Raw genomic sequence first — 19,538 nt, forward strand, 5'->3', positions numbered from 1 at the left:
TCGGCGGCGATCGCCTTGACCGGAACGGCGACACCAGGCGAATAGGCCAATGAGAGATCACGCTGTGTCGCCATCGGCTTGGTTGGATTGACCTCGAGCTTGCCCGGCCGCCCCATAGAGTGGAAGTCCAGTGCTTCCTTGTCGGTGATGCCGTTGGCGGGGCGCTGCTTGCTGTTCATGTCGGGCATATGTCCTCCAAATCTCCTGGCAACCATCTTCGATTGCGCCGTTATCCCTCTATAGACACGCTTATTTGGGCCGACACGACGCCTTGCGAAAAAGCCGTACGGCTACAATCGATTAAAATATCCGCCGGAGCTGACAGGTGTCCCCTCAAGGGGTTCCTGACCTCGCGGTTCGCCGAATACCTCCCTCAATCCTCCTGTGGGCTAACGGCTCCCATTTCCCGATAGCTGTTGTCTTCTATAGCCGCGCTTCGATAGGGTGGCACCTGTTTTTTAGGGAAAAGCCGACCGACGTGAACGACAGAATGGATCCTCGACACGAAGCCTTTTCGGCTGCCGAACTTTCGACGGAGGAAAGCCGCGCCTCGGCGACGCCGATGATGGAGCAGTTCATCGAGATCAAGGCGAACAATCCGGACTCGCTGCTGTTCTACCGCATGGGCGATTTCTACGAGCTGTTCTTCGAGGACGCGCTCGATGCCTCCCGCGCGCTCGGCATCACGCTGACAAAGCGCGGCCAGCATATGGGTCAGGATATCCCGATGTGTGGCGTTCCCGTTCATGCGGCCGACGACTACCTGCAGCGGCTGATCGGGCTCGGCTTCCGCGTTGCCGTCTGCGAGCAGGTCGAAGATCCGGCGGAGGCCAAGAAGCGGGGCTCGAAATCAGTCGTCAAGCGCGACGTCATCCGCCTTGTGACCCCGGGCACGATCACCGAAGAGAAACTGCTCTCGCCATCGGAATCGAATTATCTGATGGCGCTCACTCGTATCCGCGGCGCATCCGAACCGCTGATGGCCCTTGCCTGGATCGACATTTCAACCGGTGTTTTCCGTCTCGCCGAAACAGAGGCCTCCCGCCTGCTCGCCGATATCCTGCGCATCGAACCGCGCGAGCTGATCGTCCCGGATACGATGTTCTACGACCCGGAACTGAAGCCTGTCTTCGACGTGCTTGGCCGGGTCGCTGTGCCGCAGCCGGGCGTGCTGTTCGACAGCGCCACGGCCGAGGGCCGCATCACCCGCTATTTCGGGGTCTCGACGCTCGATGGCTTCGGGACTTTCTCGCGGGCCGAACTTGCGGCTGCAGCCGCCGCTGTCGCCTATGTCGAGAAGACCCAAATCGCCGAGCGGCCGCCACTTGGAAAGCCCGAGCGCGAGAGCGGCGCTTCGACGCTGTTCATTGATCCGGCGACGCGCGCCAATCTCGAACTGGCAAAGACACTCTCGGGAGACCGCAACGGATCGCTTCTGAAGGCTATCGACCGGACGGTCACCGGTGGTGGCGCACGGTTGCTCGCCGAGCGGCTGATGTCGCCGCTGACCGATCCCGTAAGGATCAACGAGCGGCTGGATTCGATCGGCTTCCTGATCGAGGAGCCATCGCTTTGCGGCGATCTGAGGGATGCCTTGAAGCACGTGCCGGATATGCCGCGTGCACTCTCCCGCCTGGCGCTCGATCGCGGCGGACCGCGCGACCTCTGGGCGATCCGCCAGGGCCTTGGTGCCGCCAGCGCACTGGCGCGCCGTCTTTCGGATGCCCTGTTACCCGCAGAACTCGATAGCGCCTCGACCGAGCTTAGTGCGCTTCCGCCCGCGCTGGAAGCCCTGCTCGGCGAGACGCTGGCCGACGAATTGCCGCTGCTGAAGCGCGATGGCGGCTTCCTGCGCGATGGTGCGGATGCCGAGCTCGACGAAGTCCGGGCACTGCGCGACCAGTCCCGCCGCGTGATTGCCGGACTGCAGCTGCAATATGCAGATGAGACCGGCATCAAGTCGCTAAAGATCAAGCACAACAATGTGCTCGGCTATTTCATCGAGGTGACGGCGGGCAATGCCGGGCCGATGACGGATACCGCCGAAGCCAAGGCGCGCTTCATCCATCGCCAGACGATGGCCAATGCCATGCGTTTCACGACGACCGAGCTTGCCGATCTCGAAAGCCGTATTGCCAACGCCGCCGACCGGGCGCTGCAGATCGAGCTGAAGGCCTTCGACCGGATGACCGCGGCCGTCGTTGCCGAGGCCGAAGCTATCAAGGCTGGCGCCCGGGCGCTCGCGATCATCGACGTTGCCGCGGCCTTGGCCCTGCTCGCCGACGAGCAGGCCTATTGCCGCCCGATGGTCGATGGCTCGAAGATGTTTGCGATCGAAGGTGGCAGGCATCCTGTCGTCGAGCAAGCGCTGCGCCGCCAGTCGTCCGGGCCTTTCGTCGCCAACAATTGCGATCTGTCTCCCGCTTCCGATGGCAAGGACGGCGCCATCTGGCTGCTCACCGGCCCGAACATGGGCGGTAAATCGACCTTCCTGCGCCAGAATGCCCTGATTGCGATCCTGGCGCAGATGGGCTGTTTCGTCCCGGCGGCATCGGCGCATATCGGCATCGTTGATCGACTGTTTTCGCGCGTCGGCGCATCCGACGACCTCGCCCGTGGCCGCTCGACCTTCATGGTCGAGATGGTCGAGACCGCGGCGATCCTCAATCAGGCTACGGAGCGCTCGCTCGTGATCCTCGATGAGATCGGTCGAGGAACGGCGACGTTCGACGGCCTGTCGATCGCCTGGGCTGCCGTCGAGCATCTGCATGAAGCCAACCGGTGCCGAGGCCTTTTTGCCACGCATTTTCACGAGCTGACGGTTCTGTCCGAAAAGCTTGCCCGGCTATCGAACGCCACGATGCGCGTGAAGGAATGGGATGGCGACGTCATCTTCCTGCATGAAGTCGGCCCGGGCGCGGCGGATCGCTCCTATGGCATCCAAGTTGCGCGGCTGGCCGGATTGCCGGCCTCGGTGGTTGCTCGCGCGCGCGACGTGCTGACGCGTCTGGAAGACGCCGACCGCAAGAACCCGGCGAGCCAGCTGATCGACGACCTGCCGCTTTTCCAGGTGGCGGTGCGCCGCGAAGATGGCAATCGCGGCCCGTCAAAGGTCGAGGAATCGCTGAAGGGCATGAGCCTCGATGACATGACGCCGCGCGAGGCGCTGGACGCGCTTTACGCCCTGAAGAAGCAAGTGAAGTAGGAGCCGCCGGATGTTCATGCGCAGCCTTGTCCGCGAGACACAGCGGCTTTCCGATATGTTCACGATCCTCGAGGCGCTGCGCAAGGCCGACGAGCACGGCAATCCGCGCGGCTGGAACTCGCCCTATGGCCTTCTGGAAGTGACGCGCAGCTGCGCACTGATCTGCGAACTGGCGTCGATGATCGCCAAGGCGGGATACCGCGAATGCGACAGGCCGACGCTCGAGGCGATCACCGGTGAAGCCCGGCAGGTGCTGTATTCGGTCCAGGCCCAGGCCGCCTGAAAGCCGGCGCCCGCCGAACTTGCGGCAAACCGCCTCGCCACAGCCCGCGCCAACACCTTTTCGCCAAAATTAAAGGTTCTTGAGGTATGAAGCCGGTGTCATTCGCCGGGCAGAGAGGCTATAGCGCATGCAGACGAAACGAGAGGCGCAGAACGATCAAGCCGCGCCGCGCGAACAGAGCATGGCGAAGCAGGACATCGACTTTTCCAGCATTCTCGACACCGCGTATCTGCAGAGCCAATGCGACGCCGTCGCCGAGGCGAACAGGAACCGGCCGGATTTACTGCGCTCCGACCTTCTGGCGCTTCTCAAGAAAGCAAGCACAGAGGGCCGCCAGAAAGCCCGGACGCTGCTTTCGGAAGACGGCAGCGGGCTGAATTGCGCCTACCGCATCTCCTGGCTTCAGGACCAGATCATCGCGGTCCTCTACAATTTCGCGATCACTCACGTCTTTCCGAAGCAGAAGGACAAGTTCGCGGTGACCGCGGTCGGCGGCTATGGCCGCGACACGCTGGCGCCGGGCTCCGATATCGACCTGCTGTTCCTCTTCCTGCCGAAGCCGGGCGAGGAGACCCACAAGGCCGTGGAGTTCATGCTCTACATCCTCTGGGACATGGGCTTCAAAGTCGGCCACGCGACCCGCACGGTCGAAGAATGTATCGCGCTGTCGAAATCCGATATGACCATACGCACGGCGATCCTCGAAATGCGCTATATCTGCGGCCTCCAATCGCTGGAGACCGATCTCGAAGCGCGCTTCGACAAGGAAATCGTCACCGGCACCGGCCCGGAATTCATCGCCGCCAAGCTTGCCGAGCGCGACGAGCGCCACCGCAAGGCGGGCGACACGCGCTATCTCGTCGAGCCCAACGTCAAGGAAGGCAAAGGCGGTCTGCGCGACCTGCACACGCTCTTCTGGATTTCGAAATACTATTATCATGTCCGCGATCCCGCCGAGCTCATCAAGCTTGGCGTTCTCTCGAAGCAGGAATACCGGCTGCTGATGCGCGCCGAGGATTTCCTGTGGGCCGTGCGCTGCCACATGCACTTCTTGACCAACAAGGCGGAAGAGAGGCTTTCCTTCGACATCCAGCGCGAGATTGCCGAAGCGCTGGGCTATCAGCCGCGCCCTGGCCTTTCGGCCGTCGAGCGCTTCATGAAGCACTACTTTCTGGTGGCCAAGGATGTCGGTGACCTGACGCGCATTCTCTGCGCCGCGCTCGAAGACCAGCAGGCGAAGTCGACCCCGGGATTGAGCGGCGTGCTGAGCCGCTTCACGCACCGGACCCGCAAGATCGCCGGAAGTGCGGAATTCGTCGAGGATCGCGGCCGCATTACGCTTGCCGATCCTGAGGTATTCAAGCGTGACCCTGTCGCCATCATCCGGCTCTTCCATGTGGCCGATCTGAATGGACTGGAATTCCATCCCGATGCCCTGAAGCGGGTCAGCCGCTCGCTCGGCCTGATCGACAACGATCTGCGCGACAACGAGGATGCGAACCGGCTTTTCCTGTCGATCCTGACATCACACCGCGATCCTGCGCTGATCCTGCGGCGGATGAACGAGGCCGGCGTGCTTGGCCGCTTCATTCCCGAGTTCGGCAAGATCGTCGCGATGATGCAATTCAACATGTATCACCACTATACGGTGGACGAGCATCTGATCCGCAGCGTCGACGTTCTGTCGGAAATCGACAAGGGCAAGGCCGAGGAGCTGCACCCGCTTTCCAACAAGCTGATGCCGGGCATCGAGGACCGTGAGTCGCTCTATGTCGCGGTGCTGCTGCATGACATCGCCAAGGGCCGCCAAGAAGATCACTCGATTGCAGGCGCGCGCGTTGCCCGCAAACTCTGCACGCGCTTCGGCCTGTCGCAAAAGCAGACGGAGACGGTCGTCTGGCTGATCGAGGAACATCTGACGATGTCGATGGTCGCCCAGACCCGCGATCTGACGGACCGCAAGACGATCACCGATTTTGCCGATCGCGTGCAGTCGCTGGAACGGTTGAAGATGCTGCTGATCCTGACGATCTGCGATATCCGCGCTGTCGGCCCCGGTGTCTGGAACGGCTGGAAGGGCCAGCTGCTGCGCACGCTCTATTACGAGACCGAACTGCTGCTCGCCGGCGGCTTCTCCGAAGTGTCACGCAAGGAGCGTGCCGGCTTCGCCGCCGAGGCATTGTTCAACGCGCTCTCCGACTGGACGCAAAAGGACCGCAAGACCTATACGAAGCTGCACTACCAGCCCTACCTGCTTTCCGTTCCGCTGGAAGACCAGGTGCGCCATGCGCATTTCATCCGCCAGACCGACAAGGCCGGTCAGGCGCTGGCGACCACCGTTCGGACCGACAGCTTCCATGCGATCACTGAGATCACCGTGCTTTCGCCCGACCATCCGCGCCTGCTTGCCGTCATCGCCGGCGCCTGCGCAGCGGCCGGAGCGAATATCGTTGATGCACAGATCTTCACGACATCGGACGGACGCGCGCTCGACACGATCCATGTGAGCCGCGAATTTCCCAACGACGAAGACGAGCTGCGCCGTGCGGCGACGATCGGCCGGATGATCGAGGACGTGCTTTCGGGCCGCAAGCGGCTGCCTGAAGTCATCGCGACACGCACCAAGAACCGCAAGAAGAGCAAGGCTTTCGTCATTCCGCCGTCGGTCAACATCACCAACAACCTGTCGAACAAGTTCACCGTCATCGAGGTCGAATGCCTCGACCGCGCCGGTCTGCTGTCGGAAATCACCGCCGTGCTGTCCGATCTGTCACTCGACATTCAATCCGCCCGCATCACAACATTCGGAGAGAAGGTGATCGATACCTTCTACGTCACAGACCTCGTCGGTCAGAAGATCACCAGCGACAGCAAGCGCTCCAACATCACCGCCCGGCTGAAAGCCGTCATGGCGGGCGAGGAGGACGAACTGCGCGAGCGCATGCCTTCGGGCATCATCGCGCCTGCTGCCACCAGGACTTCGCAGCCGAACGACAAGAAAGCCGGTTCGCCCGCATGAGCCTCGTCAAGAAATTTGCCACCGTCGGCGGCGCCACCCTCGGCAGCCGTATCTTCGGTTTTGCCCGCGAAACGCTGATGGCCGCCGCCCTCGGCACCGGGCCGATGGCCGACGTGTTCTACGCCGCCTTCCGCTTTCCGAACCTCTTCCGACGGCTGTTTGCCGAGGGCGCATTCAATGCCGCCTTCGTGCCACTGTTTGCCAAGGAAATCGAGGCAAACGGTACCGATGGCGCCAAGCGTTTTTCGGAAGAAGTCTTCGGCGTACTCTTCTCGGTACTGCTGCTCATCACCATCGTGATGGAGCTCTGCATGCCGCTTCTGGTGCGCTTCATCATCGCGCCTGGCTTCACCGACGATCCGGACAAGTTTTCGATCACCGTGCGCATGGCGGCTGTGATGTTCCCGTATCTGATGTGCATGTCGCTGACGGCGATGATGAGCGGGATGCTGAATTCGCTGCATCACTTCTTTGCCGCCGCGGTTGCCCCTGTTTTCCTCAACGTCGTCATGATCGGCGCGCTGTTTTATGCGCTCTACACGGGCTCCGAGCCGCTGCAGACGGCCTGGTACCTTTCCTGGGGCGTTCTGGCGGCGGGTATCCTGCAGCTCGCCGTCGTCTATATCGGCGTCCTCCATGCCGGCATGAGTATCGGCCTGCGCCGTCCGCGCATGACGCCCAACGTCAAGCGGTTGCTGATCCTCGCGGTTCCCGCAGCCGTCACCGGCGGTATCACGCAGATCAACCAGATGATCGGCCAGGCGATTGCCTCGTCGCGCGAAGGCGCGATTGCGGCGCTTCAATATGCCGACCGCATCTATCAGCTGCCGCTCGGTGTCGTCGGCGTCGCGGTCGGCGTCGTCCTGCTGCCGGAGCTAGCGCGGGCTCTGAAGGGCGGCAATCTGCGCGAGGCCGGCAACCTGCAGAACCGCTCGATCGAATTCGTGCTGTTCCTGACAATTCCGGCGGCCTTCGCCCTATGGATTCTCTCCGACGAGATCATCCGCGTGCTCTACGAGCGTGGCGCATTCCACCAGGAAAACACCGCGATCGTCGGCTCGATCCTGGCGATCTACGGTATCGGCCTTCCGGCTTTCGTACTGATCAAGGCCTTGCAGCCGGGCTTCTACGCCCGCGAGGACACCAAGACGCCGATGCGGTTTTCAGCTGTTGCCGTCGGCGTCAACTGCGCGACAGCGCTGACGCTTTTCCCGCATCTCGGCGCTCCCGGCATCGCGGTTGCCGAGGCGACGGCGGGCTGGATCAGCACGGTTCTGCTGTTCACTACCCTCATCCGGCGAGGCCACCTCGCGTGGGAATGGGCGCTGGCACGACGCGCTACGCTGCTCGTCGTCTCGGCCGCCGTCATGGGTGGCGTCATCATCTATCTGCAACATCGCTGGGAGCCGTGGCTCGCCTCAAGCGCTCATCTGACGACCAAGATCGGCACGCTGGGACTGCTGATTGCGATCTCGATGATCGTCTATTTCGCCACGGCATTCCTGATCGGCGGCGCCGATCTCGGCATGATCCGCCGCAACCTCAACCGCAAGCCGGCACCTTCCACCGAAGGCTGAGGCTCAACAGTAGGTCCATCGCCGCTTCGGCCCGGTATCGACATGGACGATGCCGTTGCAGTAGCGGCCGATACCACCGATGCCCGGTGCGCTCTGAGCGGCGGCAATAACCACCCGCTCGGAAACGCCGGGCACCCGGATATCGGCGGCGTTGCAATGCCGGTGCTGGGAGTGCGACCGGCCGGAACGCGGCCTGAAGCCAGATGTGACCATCGGGCGCCTGCCGGTCTTGGCGGCGATATGGGCGAGAATTCCTCTCAGGCGCGGCGGAAAGCAGCCGACACGGACGCTGACGGTCTGCACCGTGTAGGCGGATGTGGCGGCATTCTTGAGCAGCCTGACGGATGGCTTCTTGGCGGTCTGGGCATTGGCATTCAAGCAACAAGACACGGCGAAAAGACTGGCGAGCGCCAGGGATAGAATGGTGTGCATCGACGTCCCTCCGGAAAGGGCCGGGCTGAAAGGGCAGCGCCCGGCCGGATGGCGCCAGGAACGTTGGTTTCAATTGTGACCATTTTGTGAAATTTTCTACCAATTGAAAATGTGAAAATACCTCATTTATAGGATATTCACATTTTCAACATAGCTATAAATGAGTATAAAATACTCCTGACACCCAAAACGGAATCAAGGCTTTGCCCCTTGCGCGCATAGCCCATCCGAAATCGCTTCCGGCGCGCAAAAAATGCGGCTCGGCGGCTGAAAAAAGTTTAAGAAGGGAGCCTTCATCCCGTTGAGATGCCTTGAATCAGGAGCCCGGACCCATGCAGTCGCTGTTTCTCGTCACGCTTGTTGTCGATGACTATGATCGCGCGAAGGCTTTCTATTGTGGTTCGCTCGGCTTCGACTGCCTGCAGGATGAGGCGATGCCGGACGGCAAGCGCTGGGTCGTGGTCAAGCCGCGCGGCGGCGAAGGTGCGGCCTTCCTGCTTGCGCAGGCCGCGGACGAGCGGCAGAAGACCGCGATTGGCAACCAGACCGGAGGGCGCGTCGGCTTCTTCCTGAAGACCGACGATTTCGCGCGCGACCATGCGGGAATGACTGCAGCCGGCGTTCGCTTTCTAGAGGAGCCGCGGCACGAGATTTATGGCACCGTCGCCGTGTTTTCGGATCCCTACGGCAACACCTTCGACCTCATCCAACACGCCGCACCAGCAGGCTCTTGATTGCCGCGTTTGACGCGTGCATAAGCGCGCCCGTTAGCAACATGGGCGTCGTGCCCTGGGGCCCTCCACCAGCCTAATCGAGGACATCATCATGGGCGAATTCAAGAAGCTCGTATTCTCCGGCGTTCAGCCGACCGGCAATCTCCATCTCGGCAATTATCTCGGCGCGATCCGCAAGTTCGTAGCGCTGCAGGACGGCAATGATTGCATCTATTGCGTCGTTGACCTCCACTCGATCACCGCGCAGCTGGTTCACGAGGACCTGCGCGGCCAGATCCGTTCGATCGCTGCTGCCTTCATCGCCGCCGGCATCGACCCCGAAAAGCATATCGTCTTCAATCAGTCCGCCGTACCACAACATGCCGAGCTTGCCTGGGTCTTCAATTGCGTCGCCCGTATCGGCTGGATGAACCGCATGACGCAGTTCAAGGACAAGGCCGGCAAGGACCGCGAGAATGCCTCGCTTGGCCTACTTGCCTATCCGAGCCTGATGGCAGCCGACATCCTCGTCTATCGCGGAACCCATGTGCCTGTTGGCGACGATCAGAAGCAGCACCTGGAGCTGGCGCGCGACATCGCCATGAAGTTCAATCTGGATTATCAGGATCACATCCGCCGGGCCGGTCATGGCACCGATATCGTGGTCGGCAACGAGCCTGTTCACGCCTATTTCCCGATGGTCGAGCCGCTGATCGATGGTCCGGCGCCGCGGGTCATGTCGCTGCGCGACGGCACGAAGAAGATGTCGAAATCCGATCCGTCCGACCTGTCGCGCATCAATTTGATGGACGACGAAGAGGCGATCTCCAAGAAGATCCGCAAGGCAAAGACCGATCCCGATGGCTTGCCGAGCGAAATCGAGGGCCTGAAGGGCCGCCCGGAAGCCGACAACCTCGTCGGCATCTATGCCGCGCTCGCCGACAAGACGAAGGCGGAAGTTCTTGCCGAATTCGGCGGTCAGCAGTTCTCGGTCTTCAAGCCGGCCCTTATCGATCTGTCGGTGCAGGTTCTTGCGCCGATCACGGGCGAGATGCGCCGGTTGATGGACGACACGACCCATATCGACACGATCCTGCGCAACGGCGGCGAGCGCGCCCGCGCCCGCGCCGAAGCCACGATGAAGGACGTCCGCGACATCATCGGATTTCTTTACTAGGCAAACATTGTTCGAGCCGGGCGTTGTCAGCCCGGCTCAAGCTTTGCCTGCCATGGATTTCCAGCATTGTCCGGACAGTCCGGACGATCATCCAACGCTGACGCGCTGCAAGGAACATCCATGACCCCGTCTGCCTCCACTCCAGGTGCGGCGCATTTGCCGGACGTCGAACTGCTGAAGGCCAAGGTCGCCGCGAACGGATGCCTCGTATACCAGCCCTATCTGAACGATCAGCAGCTCGCCTCGCTGGATCCGCAGGCCGTGCCGCTCGACATATCGTTCAATACCGAGGCCGCGACGCGCGAATACGAGCTGTTCCGGACGCTCTACGATCACCATAGAGCCATCGGGTTCGACCCTTCCGCCTTCTGGGGTCTTGTTTCCAGCAAGTTCGCGTTGAAGGCTGCCACGCCATTTTCCCATTTCGTATCTCAGGCGAGCGAAGCGCAACGCGCCGGTTTCGACTGCTATGCCTACAATCCGATGCTCGCCAACGCCGCAATCTTTCTCAGCGCCTGGGATCAGGGTATCGCGACCGGCCATGTCGGCATGGACAAGATCTTCGACTACCTGGCCGCGACCGGCTACCCTGTCGACGAGCCACAAGGCCCGGACACATTCTTCTTCTGCAATTATTTCGTGGCAAACGACCGCTTCTGGAGAGGCTACTTCTCCTATTGCGAGGCTATTCTCTACGCTCTCGAGCAAGAGGCCGCCGCAGGCAGGCAGGCAGGTCTGGCCTATATCGGCCACGGCAATTATGCGCGCGACAAGAACACGAGCATGCGGCCGTTCGTTATCGAGCGCCTTCTCGGCCTCTACATCGCCTCCGCGCGCACCAGCGGACTGAAGGTCGCCGGTTTCGTTCCCCAGGCCGAAGACTTCGCCCGCAAATTCGGCGACCGCATGGGCAGCGCTTTGTTCGATCTCTGGTCAAAAAAGAACGATGGCATTGCAGGTGAAGGCGCTTCACGTTTCGAGACGTGGAAGGAAGCCCGCTTCGCGATCGCATCGCAGCCGATCCTCGCTTTGCATGCCGACGATCCGCCGGCCTGGCTCCCCAGGATCAATAAGCTCTAGGTGCCGAGCGAACCCGTCCGGAAGGGCTTGCGCTCGTACGAGGGGCTTGCAAATTTTCGGGTTAGGGTGTCAGAGTCCGCGCCATGGTATCAAAGCGACTCTCCCGTCTTGAAGGTCATCGCCGCAAGTTCATGGCGGTCATCGACGGTACACCCGAATGCCAGCGCGCCGTTCACTATGCCGGCCGGCGTGCCAAGAATTCCAACGGCGGCCTCGTCCTCGTCTACGTGATTCCTGAAGGCGATTTCCAGCAGTGGCTGGGGGTCGAGGAGATCATGCGTGCGGAAGCGCGCGAGGAGGCGGAAGCCGTGGTCGCCAAATCGGCGCAGGTTGTGCGCGAGACGATCGGCATCGAACCGGAAATCGTTATCCGCGAAGGCAGCGCCGCCGAGCAGATCAATCTGGCGATCGAAGAAGACCGAGATATTGCTATCCTGGTGCTCGCGGCAAGTTCGGCGAAAGAGGGACCAGGCCCCCTGGTCTCCTCGGTTGCCGGCAAGGGTGCGGCTTTTCCGATCCCCGTCACCGTGCTTCCCGATACGCTGACGAACGAAGAGTTGGACGCGCTTGCCTGAGTAGGGCAATTCTGGAGTCATTATCTCTTGAATGGCGCGGCCAAACAGCCTATTTTCTTTTGAAGAATTCTAAAGACGGCCCCGAGCGACGGCTAGGCCGCATGGAGAGCGAAATGTTCATTCAGACCGAAGCCACCCCGAACCCCGCCACGCAGAAGTTCCTGCCGGGCAAGGTGGTGATGGAGAACGGCACGGCCGAATTCCGCAGCGCGGACGAAGCACAGGCCTCGCCGCTGGCTGCGCGCCTGTTTGAAATCCCGGGCGTGACAGGCGTCTATTTCGGCTATGATTTCATTTCCGTCTCCAAGGACAATGCCGAATGGCAGCACCTGAAGCCGGCGATCCTCGGCTCGATCATGGAACATTTCATGTCGGGCAAGCCTGTCATGGGCGATGCATCGATCCTTTCCGAGGATGCGGATGCAGGCGACGAGTTTTTCGATGCAGACGACGAGTCGATCGTCCTCACCATCAAGGAGCTGCTGGACACACGTGTGCGTCCGGCCGTGGCCCAGGACGGTGGCGACATCACCTTCCGCGGCTTCAAGGACGGCAAGGTCTATCTCAACATGAAGGGCTCCTGCGCCGGTTGCCCCTCCTCTACCGCAACGCTGAAGCATGGCGTTCAGAACCTGCTTCGCCACTTCGTTCCCGAAGTGCAGGAAGTCGTCGCGGCCTAAACAACAGTATTTGCGCATCAATTCACCCGGCCGGGCTATTGCAGCACGGCCGGATGAATTTATTCTGCGCGCGGAAGAATTTATTCGGAAATTGATGGCATGATAATTCTGGCGCTCGACACGGCAGGTGTGGATTGCGCTGCCGCTGTTTTTGACAGCGGTAGTGAGACGGTGCTTGGGGAGGCATCGGAGATGATTGGCAAGGGGCATGCAGAGCATCTGATGGGCATCGTCGACCGCGCATTGTCGCAGGCCGGCAAGAAGCTCGCGATGGTCGAACGCATCGCCGTGACGATCGGCCCCGGCTCCTTTACAGGCATTCGAGTGGGCGTGGCCGCAGCCCGCGGTTTTGCTCTTGCACTCGGTATCCCAACCGTCGGCGTCACGACGCTGGAAACCATGGCAGCCGCACAACGGCTGAAGACGCCTGGCCGCGCGGTTCTCGCCGCCATGGATGCCAAGCGCGACGAAATCTATCTCCAGAGCTTTTCGGCCGAAGGCGAGCCTCTCGATGATCCGCGCGCCTTGCCGGTCGGGGAAGCCATCGCTTTCGCATCGTCTTTCGACGGCGAAATCACCGGCTCGGCCGCGCCGCTGCTGCGGCCCGAACTGACTGGCGACTATGTCAACGCATTTCCCATTTCCATCGTGGCGCGCCTCGGTGCTGCCGCTGATCCGTCTTCCGGAAAGCCGAAGCCCCTTTATCTGCGTGGACCCGACGCCAAGCCACAGGCGGGGTTTGCGATTGCGCGAGTATGACGATGCTGGAAGCCTATCTGTCGCTTAAGCCGGAATTCGAGATTGTCGCGATGGACAGCGACGACTGTCATGGGGTTGCGGTGCTCCACGGCGAACGATTTGCCCGCCCCTGGGGCGACGGCGAGTTTCACAGCCTGCTCAGCCAGGACAATGTCTTCGGTTTCGTCGCGCGCCAGACCAACGCTTTCCTCAAGAAGCCTCTGCCCGGTTTCGTGCTTGCCCGGCAGGTGGCAGGCGAGGCGGAAATCCTGACGGTCGCGGTGCAGACGAAGGCCGCGCGCTCCGGCCTCGGCTGGCGGCTGATGCAGGCGGCGATGCGTGAAGCGCATGCGCGGGGTGGTGAAAGCCTGTTCCTGGAAGTCGATGCGGGCAACGTGCCGGCACTCGGTCTTTACCGCAAGCTTGGCTTCGAGCAGGTTGGCGAACGCCGGGGCTATTACAAGGACGACAAGGGTGCGGTTTCCACGGCGCTTGTCATGAAGCGCGTTCTTCGCTAGTTCCCTCTTGGAACTGGAATCTCTTGTGAAGGCCGCCAATGACCGACGTAGCCAAGACCCTTGAGGAGCTTTGCGCCGAACGCGGCATGCGGATGACCGAGCAGCGTCGCGTGATTGCACGCATTCTCGAGGAATCGGAAGACCATCCCGATGTCGAGGAACTCTATCGCCGCTCCGTGAAGGTCGATGCGAAAATCTCGATCTCGACCGTCTACCGCACCGTCAAACTGTTCGAAGATGCAGGCATCATTGCCCGCCACGATTTTCGCGACGGCCGCTCGCGCTACGAGACGGTACCGGAAGAGCATCACGATCACCTGATCGACCTGAAGAATGGCGTCGTCATTGAGTTCCGCTCGCCGGAGATCGAGGCGTTGCAGGAACGCATCGCCCGCGAGCATGGCTTCAAGCTGGTCGATCACCGGCTGGAGCTCTACGGCATACCGCTGAAGAAAGACGAACGCTGATCCTATGACCGCAGCCGCAGGGAGTGCCCGCTGATGGTCTGGCTGCGCATTGTCTATGCCGCAATCGTCGTGGCGCTGGCGAGCCTGCTGCTGATGCCGTTCCAGCTGCTCGCGCTCTACTTTGACTGGAAGCTGCGCCGCACCCTTCCCCGGTTCTGGCACAGGATTGCCTGTCGCGCACTCGGCATCCGGGTCCATGTTCACGGCAGCCTAGAACGGCGCCGGCCGCTGATGCTCTGCGCCAACCATGCATCCTGGATGGATATCATGGTGATGTCGTCAGTCGCCGACGTTGCCTTCATCGCCAAATCCGAAGTGCGCAGCTGGCCAATCTTCGGACAGCTTGCGAGGCTGCAAAAGAGCGTCTTCATCGTCCGCGAAGAAAAGCGCAACACCGGCAACCAAGCCAATGAAATTGCCGGGCGCATGGCCGATGGCGAGATCGTCGTGCTGTTTCCCGAGGGCACGACATCCGATGGCAACCGCCTGCTGGAAGTGAAATCGTCTCTGTTCGGCGCGGCCGCCATGGCGGTTCCGCATTCGCCCAACGGTTCGGTCTTCGTTCAACCTGTGGCAATCGCCTATACCAAGGCGCACGGCGTCGCACTCGGCCGCTATCATCGCCCGCTCGCGGGTTGGCCCGGCGACGTGGAGCTGATGCCGCATTTCATGGACGTCGTGAAAAACGGCGCCATCGATGTCGAGGTTCGCTTCGGCGAGCCCGTCGATTACCGCGCAGATTCGAACCGCAAAGACGTGAGTTCGACCATCGCGCGGCGCATCCGCGCGATGCTGAACAGCAGCCTGCGCGGACGCGAGATCAACTGACGCAAGATTTCGATTTTCTAGCGGGCAAAAAACCACTAAATAGCGCGCCATGACCCAAGACAGCGCCCTTCTTCAGGCCCCGGAACTCCCGAGCGAGAGCCTCCGTGATGGCAGCAACAGCCGCAAGGTCTTCATCAAGACCTACGGCTGTCAGATGAACGTCTATGACTCGACGCGGATGAGCGACGCTCTGGCCCGCGACGGCTACGAGCCGACCGAGGATATGGAAGAGGCCGACCTCGTCCTGCTCAACACCTGTCATATCCGCGAGAAGGCGGCGGAGAAGGTTTATTCCGCCCTTGGCCGCCTGCGCGAAATGAAAAAGAAAAAGGCTGCCAAGGGCAAGGAGATGATGATCGGCGTTGCCGGTTGCGTTGCCCAGGCCGAAGGCGAGGAAATCCTGCGCCGGGCGCCCGCCGTCGATGTCGTCATCGGCCCGCAGACATATCACCGCCTACCGGAAGCGCTGCGTAAGGCCAAGGAAGGCCAGCGCATCGTCGACACGGAATATGCGCTCGAAGACAAATTCGAGCACCTGCCGATTGCCGAGGCGAAAAAGATCCGCTCGCGCGGCGTCACGGCTTTCCTCACCGTGCAGGAAGGCTGCGACAAGTTCTGTACGTTCTGTGTCGTGCCCTATACGCGCGGCTCGGAAGTGTCGCGCCCGGTTTCGCAGATCGTCGACGAAGCAAGACAGCTTGTGGACGCCGGCGTGCGCGAAATCACGCTGCTCGGCCAGAACGTCAATGCCTGGCACGGCACGGGCTCGAACGGCGAAGAATGGACGCTCGGCGACCTGCTCTACCGGCTTGCTGAAATTCCCGGCCTCGCGCGGCTGCGCTACACCACCAGCCATCCACGCGACATGGACGACCGGCTGATCGCCGCGCATCGCGACCTCAGGGCGCTGATGCCCTATCTGCATCTCCCGGTGCAGGCGGGATCGGACCGTATTCTGAAGGCGATGAACCGCCGTCATACCGCTGCCGAATATCTGGCGCTGATAGAGCGCATCCGCGCCGCCCGCCCCGACATAGCCCTATCGGGCGATTTCATCGTCGGCTTCCCGGGGGAGACAGATCGCGATTTTGAGGATACACTCAAACTCGTGGAGGAAGTGCGATATGCGCAGGCTTTCTCCTTCAAATATTCGACAAGGCCGGGCACGCCCGGCGCGGACTTGAAGGATCAAGTGCCCGAAGAGGTCAAGGCAGAAAGGCTCGAACGCCTGCAGGCGCTTCTCCTGAAGCAGCAGCAGGAATTTGCCGAATCCTGCATCGGGAAAACGATCGATCTGTTGCTGGAAAAGCCCGGTCGCATGGAAGGACAGCTTATTGGGCGTTCTCCCTGGCTTCAGTCAGTGAATGTTGATGCAAAAGCATCGCAAATCGGTGACATTATTAAAGTGCGAATCACCGGAACTGGAACGAACAGCCTGTTTGCCGAATTTGCAGAGGGCTGAGGTTCAACAAAGGAGCTCGACCGCTTGAACGGACAAGAATTGGTTTCTTCTTCACCGCGCCACCCACGCATTGCGAGCGACGCCAATCACTTTGTCCTGACGTTCGAGAACAACCGGTTCGCCAGCGAACTTTTTGGTCAGTTCGATCAGAACCTGAAGCTCCTCGAAGAGCGGCTCCACATCGATGCGCGTGCCCGCGGCAATTCCGTCGTCATTACCGGCGACGTGGTAACCACCAATCAGGCGCGGCGCACGCTCGATTATCTCTATGAAAAACTTCAGAAAGGCGGCAGCGTGGAACGATCCGACGTCGAGGGTGCCATTCGCATGGCCGTTGCGGCCGACGACCAGTTGAGCCTGCCGACGATGGAGAAGAAAGCCAAATTGACCATGGCTCAGATTTCAACGCGCAAGAAGACCATCATTGCCCGGACCCCGACACAGGACGCCTATATGCGGGCGCTGGAGCGCAACGAGCTGGTCTTCGGTGTCGGCCCTGCCGGTACCGGCAAGACCTACCTCGCGGTCGCCCAGGCCGCCCAGCTGCTGGAGCGCGGCGCGGTCGAGAAGATCATCCTGACCCGCCCGGCCGTCGAAGCCGGCGAGCGCCTCGGCTTCCTGCCCGGCGACCTGAAGGAAAAGGTCGATCCCTATCTCCGCCCGCTTTATGATGCGCTCTACGATATGATCCCGGGCGACAAGGTCGAACGCGCGATTACCGCGGGCGTGATCGAAATCGCACCGCTCGCCTTCATGCGCGGACGCACACTTTCGAACGCGGCAATCATCCTTGACGAAGCGCAGAACACGACATCGATGCAGATGAAGATGTTCCTGACCCGTCTCGGCGAAAATTCGCGGATGATGATCACCGGCGACCCAAGCCAGATCGACTTGCCGCGCGGCGTGAAATCCGGCCTTGTCGAGGCCCTTCACCTGCTCACCGAAGTCGAGGGCATCTCGATCGTCCGCTTCAAAGATGCCGATGTCGTTCGTCATCCGCTTGTCGGCCGCATCGTCAGGGCTTATGACGCCACCTACACAGCGCGCGAAGAAGACGCGATCAAATAGGACTATGGCCTTACTCGACATTCAGATCAGCGTGGAAGAAGGCGGCTGGCCTTCCGAGGACGAGTTGCAGCCTTTGACGGACCGTGTGCTGGAAAAGGCCGCGGACTATCTCAAGGCCAGTGCCAAGCAGAAGTTTCCCAAGATGGCCACCGAGGTTTCGCTGGTCTTCACCGACGACGAGTCGATCCGGGCGATCAATGCCGAATGGCGCCAGAAGGACAAGGCGACCAACGTCCTGTCCTTTCCCGCCTACCCGATCACGCCGGGCAAGATTCCGGGGCCGATGCTCGGCGACATCATCATCGCCAGGGAGACCGTGGCGCGCGAGGCGGAAGAGCTTGAGAAGCCTTTCGAAGACCATCTGACCCATTTGATGGTGCATGGTTTCTTGCATCTGTTCGGCTACGACCATATGAATGATGCAGAAGCCGAAATTATGGAGGGGTTGGAGACTCGTATTTTGGCAGATCTCGGCCTATCTGACCCCTACGAAGGTCAAGACCTTAAATTGGAACCATGAGCGACTTTTCAGCAAAGACCACGGCAGACAGCAAGGATGCCGACCAATCTTCCTCCTCTGACGAGGGTGGAAGTAGTAGAAACGCCGGGCGATCTTTCTGGGCACGCGCAGCCCGCATCCTCCGGCCACAGCAAGGCTCGCGCCTGCGCGAGGACCTCGCCGACGCGCTGATGACCAGCGATACCGGCGACGACGCCTTTTCGCCCGACGAGCGGGCGATGCTGCACAATATCCTGCGCTTCCGTGAAGTTCGTGTTGCCGACGTGATGGTGCCGCGCGCCGATATCGAGGCAGTCGATCAGACGATCACCATCGGCGAGCTGATGATCCTGTTCGAAGAGTCCGGCCGCTCGCGCATGCCTGTCTACGCAGACACGCTCGATGATCCTCGCGGCATGGTGCATATCCGCGACCTTCTTTCCTATGTCGCCAAGCAGGCGCGCAACAAGCGCCGGACCGGCATCAAGGCAAAAGCCGCCGAACCGGTCGTCGAGATCGCGCCCGAAAACCTCCAGAAGGTCAGCCGCTCATCCAAGCCGAATTTCGATCTGGCACGGGTCGATCTGCAGAAGACGCTGGCCGAGGCAGGCATCATCCGCAAGATCCTGTTCGTCCCGCCGTCGATGCTGGCGTCCGACCTTCTGCGCCGCATGCAGGTCAACCGCACGCAGATGGCGCTGGTCATTGACGAGTATGGCGGCACAGACGGCCTGGCATCGCACGAAGACATCGTTGAAATGGTCGTCGGCGATATCGACGACGAGCATGACGATGACGAGGTGATGTTCAAGCGCGTCTCCGAAGACATGTTCGTTGCCGATGCGCGCGTCGAGTTGGAAGAGATCGCCGCGGCGATCGGCCCGGATTTCGACATTGCCGAACAGGTGGACGAAGTCGATACGCTGGGTGGGCTGATCTTCTCCGCACTCGGCCGCATCCCGGTCCGCGGCGAAGTGGTTCAGGCGCTGCCGGATTTCGAATTTCACATTCTCGATGCCGATCCTCGGCGCATCAAGCGTGTCCGCATCACCCGCAAGCGCCAGGCGATCCGCCGTCGCGTGAGGGACGGAGACGGCGCAGGCGGCTCCGAACAGGGCGACGACAGGCCCGCAGAATCCTCTGCGGCAAACTGAGCGCCCGTAAGGCACGACAAACAGCTGCTTTTTTGAAAGACTGCGAGCCGGGTTGATTCG

General features: G+C 61.2%; 18 protein-coding genes and 1 pseudogene. 17 read left to right on the forward strand and 2 right to left on the reverse strand.

Annotated features, from left to right (window positions below; genetic code table 11):
• Positions 1–188, reverse strand: a pseudogene (locus tag AC1DJO_RS12685) (hypothetical protein); the annotation flags it as partial.
• A 302-nt stretch (positions 189–490) separates the two neighbouring features.
• Between AC1DJO_RS12685 and mutS the strand changes: the two are divergent.
• From mutS to murJ, 4 genes are all read left to right on the forward strand, one after another.
• The gene (gene mutS / locus AC1DJO_RS12690; RefSeq protein ID WP_477971259.1) at positions 491–3,205 is read left to right on the forward strand and encodes a DNA mismatch repair protein MutS; all 2,715 of its coding nucleotides are present in this window, start codon (positions 491–493) and stop codon (positions 3,203–3,205) included.
• Positions 3,206–3,215: 10 nt separating this feature from the next.
• Entirely contained in the window at positions 3,216–3,488 is a 273-nt protein-coding gene (locus AC1DJO_RS12695) for a hypothetical protein (RefSeq protein WP_112385257.1), read from the forward strand.
• A 127-nt stretch (positions 3,489–3,615) separates the two neighbouring features.
• Positions 3,616–6,507: a [protein-PII] uridylyltransferase gene (locus AC1DJO_RS12700; protein WP_477970864.1), complete on the forward strand. Its 2,892-nt coding sequence runs from the start codon at positions 3,616–3,618 to the stop codon at positions 6,505–6,507.
• On the forward strand, positions 6,504–8,084 hold the full coding sequence (gene murJ / locus AC1DJO_RS12705) for a murein biosynthesis integral membrane protein MurJ (RefSeq protein ID WP_477970866.1): 1,581 nt from the start codon (positions 6,504–6,506) through the stop codon (positions 8,082–8,084). The genes AC1DJO_RS12700 and murJ overlap by 4 nt, the downstream gene beginning before the upstream one ends.
• Before the next feature lie 3 nt (positions 8,085–8,087).
• On the opposite strand, the gene AC1DJO_RS12710 is transcribed toward murJ, so the two are convergent.
• Positions 8,088–8,516 (reverse strand): D-Ala-D-Ala carboxypeptidase family metallohydrolase, encoded by a 429-nt coding sequence (locus tag AC1DJO_RS12710; protein ID WP_112514100.1) that lies wholly within the window; start codon positions 8,514–8,516, stop codon positions 8,088–8,090.
• Between the two features lie 332 nt (positions 8,517–8,848).
• Here AC1DJO_RS12710 and AC1DJO_RS12715 point away from each other — a divergent pair, with 332 nt between their 5' ends.
• The 13 genes from AC1DJO_RS12715 (at position 8,849) to AC1DJO_RS12775 (ending at position 19,478) form a co-directional block, all read left to right on the forward strand.
• Entirely contained in the window at positions 8,849–9,250 is a 402-nt protein-coding gene (locus tag AC1DJO_RS12715) for a VOC family protein (protein ID WP_477970868.1), read from the forward strand.
• A gap of 91 nt (positions 9,251–9,341) precedes the next feature.
• Positions 9,342–10,406, forward strand: coding sequence for a tryptophan--tRNA ligase (trpS, locus tag AC1DJO_RS12720; protein ID WP_477947149.1), 1,065 nt, complete (start codon positions 9,342–9,344; stop codon positions 10,404–10,406).
• A gap of 120 nt (positions 10,407–10,526) precedes the next feature.
• Positions 10,527–11,486: a hypothetical protein gene (locus AC1DJO_RS12725; RefSeq protein ID WP_477970870.1), complete on the forward strand. Its 960-nt coding sequence runs from the start codon at positions 10,527–10,529 to the stop codon at positions 11,484–11,486.
• An 83-nt stretch (positions 11,487–11,569) separates the two neighbouring features.
• Positions 11,570–12,061, forward strand: coding sequence for a universal stress protein (locus tag AC1DJO_RS12730; RefSeq protein ID WP_112385250.1), 492 nt, complete (start codon positions 11,570–11,572; stop codon positions 12,059–12,061).
• 113 nt (positions 12,062–12,174) lie between these two features.
• Positions 12,175–12,741: a NifU family protein gene (locus AC1DJO_RS12735; RefSeq protein ID WP_477970872.1), complete on the forward strand. Its 567-nt coding sequence runs from the start codon at positions 12,175–12,177 to the stop codon at positions 12,739–12,741.
• 99 nt (positions 12,742–12,840) lie between these two features.
• Positions 12,841–13,500 carry a tRNA (adenosine(37)-N6)-threonylcarbamoyltransferase complex dimerization subunit type 1 TsaB gene (gene tsaB / locus AC1DJO_RS12740; protein WP_310293306.1) on the forward strand — a complete coding sequence of 220 codons (660 nt, stop codon included), beginning with the start codon at positions 12,841–12,843 and terminating at the stop codon, positions 13,498–13,500.
• A complete protein-coding gene (locus tag AC1DJO_RS12745; protein WP_442207921.1) occupies positions 13,497–13,997 on the forward strand; it encodes a GNAT family N-acetyltransferase in 501 nt (166 codons plus the stop codon). Before tsaB ends, AC1DJO_RS12745 begins: the two co-directional genes overlap by 4 nt.
• Before the next feature lie 38 nt (positions 13,998–14,035).
• Positions 14,036–14,464 carry a Fur family transcriptional regulator gene (locus tag AC1DJO_RS12750; RefSeq protein ID WP_112385248.1) on the forward strand — a complete coding sequence of 143 codons (429 nt, stop codon included), beginning with the start codon at positions 14,036–14,038 and terminating at the stop codon, positions 14,462–14,464.
• A 30-nt stretch (positions 14,465–14,494) separates the two neighbouring features.
• Positions 14,495–15,292, forward strand: a complete 798-nt coding sequence (gene olsA, locus AC1DJO_RS12755; RefSeq protein WP_477971261.1) for a lyso-ornithine lipid O-acyltransferase — start codon at positions 14,495–14,497, stop codon at positions 15,290–15,292.
• A 49-nt stretch (positions 15,293–15,341) separates the two neighbouring features.
• Positions 15,342–16,754, forward strand: a complete 1,413-nt coding sequence (gene miaB, locus AC1DJO_RS12760) for a tRNA (N6-isopentenyl adenosine(37)-C2)-methylthiotransferase MiaB (RefSeq protein WP_477970875.1) — start codon at positions 15,342–15,344, stop codon at positions 16,752–16,754.
• 24 nt (positions 16,755–16,778) lie between these two features.
• Entirely contained in the window at positions 16,779–17,825 is a 1,047-nt protein-coding gene (locus tag AC1DJO_RS12765; RefSeq protein ID WP_112385245.1) for a PhoH family protein, read from the forward strand.
• Between the two features lie 4 nt (positions 17,826–17,829).
• A complete protein-coding gene (gene ybeY / locus AC1DJO_RS12770; protein ID WP_112385244.1) occupies positions 17,830–18,345 on the forward strand; it encodes an rRNA maturation RNase YbeY in 516 nt (171 codons plus the stop codon).
• Positions 18,342–19,478, forward strand: coding sequence for a hemolysin family protein (locus AC1DJO_RS12775; RefSeq protein ID WP_112385243.1), 1,137 nt, complete (start codon positions 18,342–18,344; stop codon positions 19,476–19,478). The genes ybeY and AC1DJO_RS12775 overlap by 4 nt, the downstream gene beginning before the upstream one ends.
• Positions 19,479–19,538 lie beyond the last annotated feature (60 nt).

The organism is Rhizobium sp. 05N430, assembly GCF_056396985.1.

What these genes read in the sequence shown, in the direction of transcription:
- mutS (WP_477971259.1), top strand. Translation starts at nt 491, where the DNA reads ATGGATCCTCGACACGAAGCCTTTTCGGCTGCCGAACTTTCGACGGAG.
- AC1DJO_RS12695 (WP_112385257.1), top strand. Translation starts at nt 3,216, where the DNA reads ATGTTCATGCGCAGCCTTGTCCGCGAGACACAGCGGCTTTCCGATATG.
- AC1DJO_RS12700 (WP_477970864.1), top strand. Translation starts at nt 3,616, where the DNA reads ATGCAGACGAAACGAGAGGCGCAGAACGATCAAGCCGCGCCGCGCGAA.
- murJ (WP_477970866.1), top strand. Translation starts at nt 6,504, where the DNA reads ATGAGCCTCGTCAAGAAATTTGCCACCGTCGGCGGCGCCACCCTCGGC.
- AC1DJO_RS12710 (WP_112514100.1), bottom strand. Translation starts at nt 8,516, where the DNA reads ATGCACACCATTCTATCCCTGGCGCTCGCCAGTCTTTTCGCCGTGTCT.
- AC1DJO_RS12715 (WP_477970868.1), top strand. Translation starts at nt 8,849, where the DNA reads ATGCAGTCGCTGTTTCTCGTCACGCTTGTTGTCGATGACTATGATCGC.
- trpS (WP_477947149.1), top strand. Translation starts at nt 9,342, where the DNA reads ATGGGCGAATTCAAGAAGCTCGTATTCTCCGGCGTTCAGCCGACCGGC.
- AC1DJO_RS12725 (WP_477970870.1), top strand. Translation starts at nt 10,527, where the DNA reads ATGACCCCGTCTGCCTCCACTCCAGGTGCGGCGCATTTGCCGGACGTC.
- AC1DJO_RS12730 (WP_112385250.1), top strand. Translation starts at nt 11,570, where the DNA reads ATGGTATCAAAGCGACTCTCCCGTCTTGAAGGTCATCGCCGCAAGTTC.
- AC1DJO_RS12735 (WP_477970872.1), top strand. Translation starts at nt 12,175, where the DNA reads ATGTTCATTCAGACCGAAGCCACCCCGAACCCCGCCACGCAGAAGTTC.
- tsaB (WP_310293306.1), top strand. Translation starts at nt 12,841, where the DNA reads ATGATAATTCTGGCGCTCGACACGGCAGGTGTGGATTGCGCTGCCGCT.
- AC1DJO_RS12745 (WP_442207921.1), top strand. Translation starts at nt 13,497, where the DNA reads ATGACGATGCTGGAAGCCTATCTGTCGCTTAAGCCGGAATTCGAGATT.
- AC1DJO_RS12750 (WP_112385248.1), top strand. Translation starts at nt 14,036, where the DNA reads ATGACCGACGTAGCCAAGACCCTTGAGGAGCTTTGCGCCGAACGCGGC.
- miaB (WP_477970875.1), top strand. Translation starts at nt 15,342, where the DNA reads ATGACCCAAGACAGCGCCCTTCTTCAGGCCCCGGAACTCCCGAGCGAG.
- ybeY (WP_112385244.1), top strand. Translation starts at nt 17,830, where the DNA reads ATGGCCTTACTCGACATTCAGATCAGCGTGGAAGAAGGCGGCTGGCCT.
- AC1DJO_RS12775 (WP_112385243.1), top strand. Translation starts at nt 18,342, where the DNA reads ATGAGCGACTTTTCAGCAAAGACCACGGCAGACAGCAAGGATGCCGAC.